3 protein-coding genes are annotated in these 6,385 nt (G+C 74.7%); all 3 read left to right on the top strand.

What is annotated here, in order from left to right; translation table 11 throughout:
• The first annotated feature begins 1,872 nt into the window (after positions 1-1,872).
• The 3 genes from AB0D94_RS18175 to AB0D94_RS18165 all read left to right on the top strand — a co-directional run bounded on the left by AB0D94_RS18175 (position 1,873) and on the right by AB0D94_RS18165 (position 6,367).
• On the top strand, positions 1,873-3,687 hold the full coding sequence (locus AB0D94_RS18175; protein ID WP_362052434.1) for an IucA/IucC family protein: 1,815 nt from the start codon (positions 1,873-1,875) through the stop codon (positions 3,685-3,687).
• A gap of 32 nt (positions 3,688-3,719) precedes the next feature.
• Positions 3,720-4,382, top strand: a complete 663-nt coding sequence (locus AB0D94_RS18170; protein WP_362052432.1) for a GNAT family N-acetyltransferase — start codon at positions 3,720-3,722, stop codon at positions 4,380-4,382.
• A gap of 170 nt (positions 4,383-4,552) precedes the next feature.
• Positions 4,553-6,367: an IucA/IucC family siderophore biosynthesis protein gene (locus tag AB0D94_RS18165; RefSeq protein ID WP_362052491.1), complete on the top strand. Its 1,815-nt coding sequence runs from the start codon at positions 4,553-4,555 to the stop codon at positions 6,365-6,367.
• Positions 6,368-6,385 lie beyond the last annotated feature (18 nt).

Below are 6,385 nucleotides of genomic sequence, written 5' to 3'. Positions count from 1 at the left end.
CCCCGGTCCCTGCGGGCCCCTGTCCCGGGCAATGCTGCGTCCCACGAGGCCGACGAGGCCTCCGCGCTGCCGCTACGGGCCCCTGGCCACGCCAGCGGTGCGTCCCACGAGGCCGCCCCGCCCTCGCTGCGGGCGTCGGGCTCGGGCAGCGCCGCACCCCACGAGGCCCCGGCCCCCCGGTCCCTGCGGGCCCCTGTCCCGGGCAATGCTGCGTCCCACGAGGCCGACGAGGCCTCCGCGCTGCCGCTACGGGCCCCTGGCCACGCCAGCATTGCGTCCCACGAGGCCGCCCCGTCCCCGTTGCGGGCGCCGGGCTCGAGCAGCGCCACACCCCACGAGGCCCCGGCTCCCCGGCCCTTGCGGGCCCCTGTCCCGGGCAATGCTGCGCCCCACGAGGCCGGCGAAGCCACCTCCCTGCCGCTGCGGGCCTCTAGCACCGCCAGCGGTGCGCCGCACGAGGCCGCCCCACTGCCTCCGCGGGCCTTGGGGCCTGGCGGTGGTGCCACTCACGAGGTCGGCGAGGCCGCCGCGTTGCCGCTGCTGGCCCCTGACACCGGCAACGGTGCACCACTCGAGGCCCACGACGCCACCCCCCTGTCTCTGTCGGCCCCTGGCCCCGCCAGCGTTGCGTCCCACGAGGTCGGCGAGGCCCTGCCCCTGGCGCTGCGGGCATCACGCCCCGGCGATGTTGCGCCCCAGGAGGCCCCGGCCACGGCTTCCGCCGCCCATCTCGCCCTGCCGCAGGGCCCGCTCCCCGGGCCGACCACAGGGCAGCCGCCGATTCCCGCACCCCAACCGGGAGCCACGGACTCCCCGGCCGGGTCCCCTCCCGGGGAGGCGCCGCTCCTGGAGCCAATCCCCACCACCCCCGCGGCGCCGACCCGACAACTCGGCCACCCCAGCCCCGACTTGGACACCCCGCCCTCACCCACGACCGACGAGGCATGGCCTGCCCCAGATGCCCAGCCCGCGGCCCGGCCGGAGTCCGGCGCGGCTTGGTCGACCTCGGGCGCCCAGCCCCCGGCCCAGTCGGACGGGAGCACGGCGTGGCCGACGTCGGAAGCTCAGCCTGCGGCCCAGCCGGAGGGGAGCACGGCGTGGCCGACGTCGGATGCTCAGCCGGCGGCCCGGCCGGAGGCAGGCGGGGCATGGCCGACCCCCGGAGCTCGGCTCACGGCCCGGCCGGAGACCGGCGCGGCTTGGCCGACCTCGGGTGCCCAGCCCCCGACCCAGGCGGGGGGCAACCCGGCGTGGCCGACCTCGCATGCTCAGCCCGCCGCCGAGCCCCAGGGGAGAACGGCATGGCCGACCCCCGGGGCCCAGCCCGTGGCCCAGCCGGAAGGCAGTGCGGCGCAGCCCAGCTCAGCCGCACCACTGGCCCCCGCCGGGCAGACCCCGGCCGGACCGGCTCGCCCACCCACAGCGGCAGCCGCGCCCCACGCCGCTGAGCCTCCCGGCCCCGTCGCCGGGTCTGACGGCCTGCTCGCTCACGGTGCCGGGGAGGGACGCGAACCTGAGGTGAAGGGCGGCGTATCGGACGGGGCCTCCCCCGGGCAGGGGCCGGGAGGGGACGGGCCCGCCGACTCGCAGCAGGCGCAGGCGGGTGGCTCCTCCGAGGCGGCTTCGGACAGGCCAGGCCACGGGTGGGCCGGCCTGCCCGGTAACCCGGCCTCGTCCGACGGTCCCGCGGCTGCCGACTGGCCTGTCCAGCACGGGCCCGAGGGCGCCCGGGTCGCACCGCAGTACCCGCCCGCCTCGGCCCGGCCGGGCGACCGCGGACACGACCGGCCTGCCGGGGACCCGCCCAGCGAGGCCCCTGCGCAGCAGCCCCCCGCCTTCGGGACCGGGGCAGCAGTGGGCGCGGCGGCGACCGTGCCCCGGCAGAAGGACGGCACCCCCCGACTCCGCCCCGGCTGGACGGGAGCCGTCGGCCCGGAACCCGCCGCGCTGCCCGACCTCCTGGACCACCCCGACCCTGCGGTCGCAGCCGAGGCCGCGACGGTGGAGAACCTCCTCCGGTGCTGGGTCCGCGAGGCCGCGATCCCGCGGCCCGACGGGCCCGCCGGGACCCTGCTGCGGATCCCCCTCCCCGCATCCGGCGCCGCCCTGCTCGTGGCCGTCCGTTACTGGTCCCCGGCAGGCTGGCACCGCTTCGCTCCCGCCCGGCTCGAAGGCGCGCCCGCGGGGGCGCCCGCCCTGGACGCCGTCACTCTTGCCGCCCTCATCGCCCGCGAGGGCACCGGTGGCGGGCGCGGTGGTGCCGATCTCGTCGGCCGGGTCTCCGACTCGGTGCGCCGTACCACCGAGTTCATCGCCGACCGGCGCCAACACCCCACCGCTCCCACCCCCGTCGCCGGGGACCGCTTCCTCACCGCCGAACAGTCCCTCCTTCTCGGTCACCCCCTCCAGCCGGATCCGAAGAGCCGCGAAGGACTCTCCGAAGCCGAAGTACGCGGCTACTCACCCGAACTCCACGGCTCCTTCCCCCTGCACTGGTTCGCGGTCGCCCCCACCGCCCTCGCCACAGACTCGGCCTGGACCGAGCGCGGCCGCCCCGTACCCGCTGCCCAGCTCCTCGGCCGGCTCGCCCCCGGGCTTCCGCTGCCCGACGGCACCGTCCCCCTTCCCCTGCATCCCTGGCAGGCCCGCGACCTGCTCCAGCGCCCCGCCGTCGCCGGCCTCCGCGACGCGGGACTCCTGCACGACCTGGGCCCCCACGGCGACCCCTGGTACCCCACCTCCTCCGTCCGTACCGTCCATCGGCCGGGCGCCCCCGCGATGCTCAAGCTCTCCCTGGGCCTGCGCATCACCAACTCCCGTCGCGAGAACCTCCGCAAGGAACTCCACCGCGGCGTCGAGGTGCACCGGCTGCTCCGGACCGGCCTCGCCGAGCAGTGGCAGACGTCCCACCCCCGCTTCGACATCGTCCGCGACCCCGCCTGGGTCGCCGTCGATGCCCAGGACGGGACGCCCGTCCCCGGCCTCGACGTCATGCTGCGCCACAACCCCTTCCGCCCGGGCGACGACGCCGTCTGCGTCGCCGCACTCACCGCTCCCCGCCCCTGGCCCGGCCGGACCACCATGCGCTCCCGGCTCGCCGAGATCGTCTGCTCCCTCGCCACCGCCACCGGACACACCCCGTCCGCCGTCGCCGCCGAGTGGTTCCTGCGCTACCTCGACAACGTCGTACTGCCGGTCCTCGCCTTCGACGCGCTCGCCGGCATCGCCCTCGAAGCGCACCAGCAGAACACCCTGGTCCTCCTCGACCCGGCCGGCTGGCCGGTCGGCGGCCGCTACCGCGACAACCAGGGCTACTACTTCCGCGAATCCCGTCGCGCGGAACTGGAGCACCGGCTTCCCGGTATCGGCAGCGCCAGCGACACCTTCGTCTCCGACGCCGTCACCGACGAACGCTTCGCCTACTACCTCGGCATCAACAACGTGCTCGGCCTCATCGGCGCCTTCGGATCCCAGCGGCTCGCCGACGAACGCGTACTGCTCGCCGCCTTCCGCCGCTTCCTCAGCAAGGCCGCGGGCCTCGGACCGCTCCCCACACGGCTGCTCGACTCACCCACCCTGCGCTGCAAGGCGAATCTGCTCACCCGCCTGGGAGGCCTCGACGAACTCGTCGGACCCGTCGACACCCAGTCCGTCTACGTCACCATCGCCAACCCCCTTCACGATTGACGCGTCAGCGCTGACGCGGAGAAGAGCCCCCGATGCCGTCCACCGACACCCCAGCCGGCTCCGCCGCAGACGACACCGTCGAAGTGCGTCTCACGCCCCATCTGCTGCCCCTGCTCGCCGAGGCCGACCTCCTCGATTCCCCCGCCGCCTGGGGCAGCGCCGTCACCCCCGCCGGAGCCTTCCGCCTCGAACCCGTACGGCCGGGCCGAGACCTGGAGCTCCTCGCGCGGTGGATGAACGACCCGGATGTGGCCGCCTATTGGGAGCTGGCCGGTCCCGCCGCCGTCACCGCCGCCCACCTGCGGTCCCAGCTCGACGGAGACGGCCGCAGCATCCCCTGCCTCGGCCTCCTCGACGGCACGCCGATGAGCTACTGGGAGATCTACCGGGCCGACCTCGACCCCCTCTCCCGGTACTACCCGGCGCGCCCCCACGACACGGGTATCCACCTGCTCATCGGAGACGGCACGAACCGCGGCCGCGGCCTGGGCACCGCGCTGCTGCGCGGCGTGGCCGACCTCGTGTTCGACAACCGTCCTCGCTGCACACGCGTCATCGCGGAACCGGACATCCGCAACACCCCCTCCGTATCGGCCTTCCTGAGCTCTGGATTCCGCTGTTCCGCGGAAATCGACCTTCCCGAGAAGCGCGCCGCCCTGATGATCCGGGAGCGGGCGCTGCGCAATCTCCTCTGATCGCCGCCCCGCGTGCCCCGAATCCCCTCATCGCTCCGCACCTCTCCCTTCGAAAACTCTGCGTCGCGCAGCAAAGTTCCCGATCCTCGAGGAGTCCCGTGCCGAATTTCCCCGCAGCCCCCGACTCCGCCGGTTCCTACTCCACAGGCCCCGGTTCCCCGGATCGTGACGTGCCGCCGTCGCCGCAGGACCCCCGCACGCCGCCAGAACTCAACCGGGCGACCTGGCAGGGCGCGGCCCGCCGGCTGCTGGCGAAGATGCTCTCCGAGTTCGCCTACGAGGAGATCATCAGCCCGGTCCCCGCCCCGTCGGCCCTGGGTGACGCGTGGACCCTGACCCTCGACGACGGCAGCAGCCTCGGCTTCCGGGCCCGCCGCCGCACGTACGACAGCTGGCAGGTCGCCCCGGACACCATCACCCTCACCCCGCCGCCCCCCTCCACCGAGGCTTCGACCGCTTTCGGGGACCCGTACGCCTTCCTCGTGCGCGCCCGCACCCTCCTCGGCCTCGACGGAGCCACCCTCGGCCACCTCGTCCGCGAGCTCAGCGCCACCCTCGCCGCCGACGCGCGCATCGACCACACCGCGCTCACGGCCGACGTCCTCGCCGACCTGGACTACGCCGCCCTCGAAGGCCACCAGACCGGTCACCCCTGGCTCGTCCTCAACAAGGGGCGCATCGGCCTGTCCGGCGCCGACACCGCGGCCTGGGCCCCCGAGGCGCGCACCCGTCAGCGGCTGCCCTGGCTCGCCGCCCACACCTCGCTCGCCGCCTACCGCGGCACCGCCGGCCTGGAGGACCCCGCCCGCCTCTACGCCGCCGAGCTCGACTCCAGCACCCGCGCCGCCTTCGACCAGGCCCTGCGCGACCGCGGCCTCGACCCGCTCACCTACTTCTACCTGCCGGTCCACCCCTGGCAGTGGGACGAGGTCGTCCTGCCCCTCTTCGCCCCGGCCCTCGCCTCCGGCGCCCTCGTCCCGCTCCCCGCCGACCCCGACGTACGGCTCCCGCAGCAGTCCATCCGTACCTTCCTCAACCTCACCCGCCCCGACCGGCACAGCGTCAAACTCCCGCTCTCGGTCTTCAACACCATGGTCTGGCGCGGCCTGCCCAGCGACCTCACCTTCGCCGCCCCCGCCGTCACCGCCTGGATCCACTCCCTCCGCGACGCGGACCCCTTCCTCCGCGACGAGTGCGGGGTCGTCCTGCTCGGCGAGGTCGCCTCCGTCACCGTCCGCCACCCCGTCTACGACCAGCTTCCCGAGGTCCCATACCAGTACAAGGAGCTCCTCGGCGCGATCTGGCGCGAACCGCTGGCCGGCCATCTCGCGCCCGGCGAGCGCGCCCGCACGCTCGCCTCCCTCCTCCACACCGACCCGCGGGGCCGGTCCTTCACCGCCGAGCTCGTCGCCCGCTCCGGGCTGGGCCCCACCGTGTGGCTCCAGCGCCTCTTCGCCGCCCTGCTGCCCCCGCTCCTGCACTTCCTCTACCGCTACGGCACCGTCTTCTCCCCGCACGGAGAGAACGCCATCGTGATCTTCGACGAGCACGACGTGCCCGTCCGGCTCGCGGTGAAGGACTTCGTGGACGACGTCAACATCAGCGCGCACCCGCTGCCCGAACTGGACTCCCTGCCCGACGAGGTCCGGGCCGTCCTCCTCGCAGAGCCCGCCGACTTCCTGCCTCAGTTCATCCACTCCGGGCTCTTCATCGGCGTCTTCCGCTACCTCTCGGCGCTCTGCGAGGACCGCCTCGGCGTCCCGGAGGAGGAGTTCTGGTCCCTCGTACGGGCGGAGATCCTGCGCCACCAGGCCCGCTTCCCGGAGCTCAAGGAGCGCTACGAGCTCTTCGACCTGCTCGGCGAACGCATCGGCCGGCTCTGCCTCAACCGGAACCGGCTCTACGAGGACGGCTACCGCGACCGCCCCGAACGGCCGCACGCCGTTCAGTACGGCACCGTACCCAACCCGTTGTACCGGCCATGAATCCTCTTCGGTGCCGTT

The organism is Streptomyces sp. NPDC048255, from assembly GCF_040652415.1.
In the GTDB taxonomy this organism is placed as follows: Bacteria; Actinomycetota; Actinomycetes; order Streptomycetales; family Streptomycetaceae; genus Streptomyces.
Note: the sequence above shows the minus strand (reverse complement) of the source record. Positions and strands in the feature narration are given on the sequence as shown.

Excerpts from the sequence above, each read along its gene's own strand:
- AB0D94_RS18170 (WP_362052432.1), top strand. The coding sequence starts at position 3,720 with ATGCCGTCCACCGACACCCCAGCCGGCTCCGCCGCAGACGACACCGTC.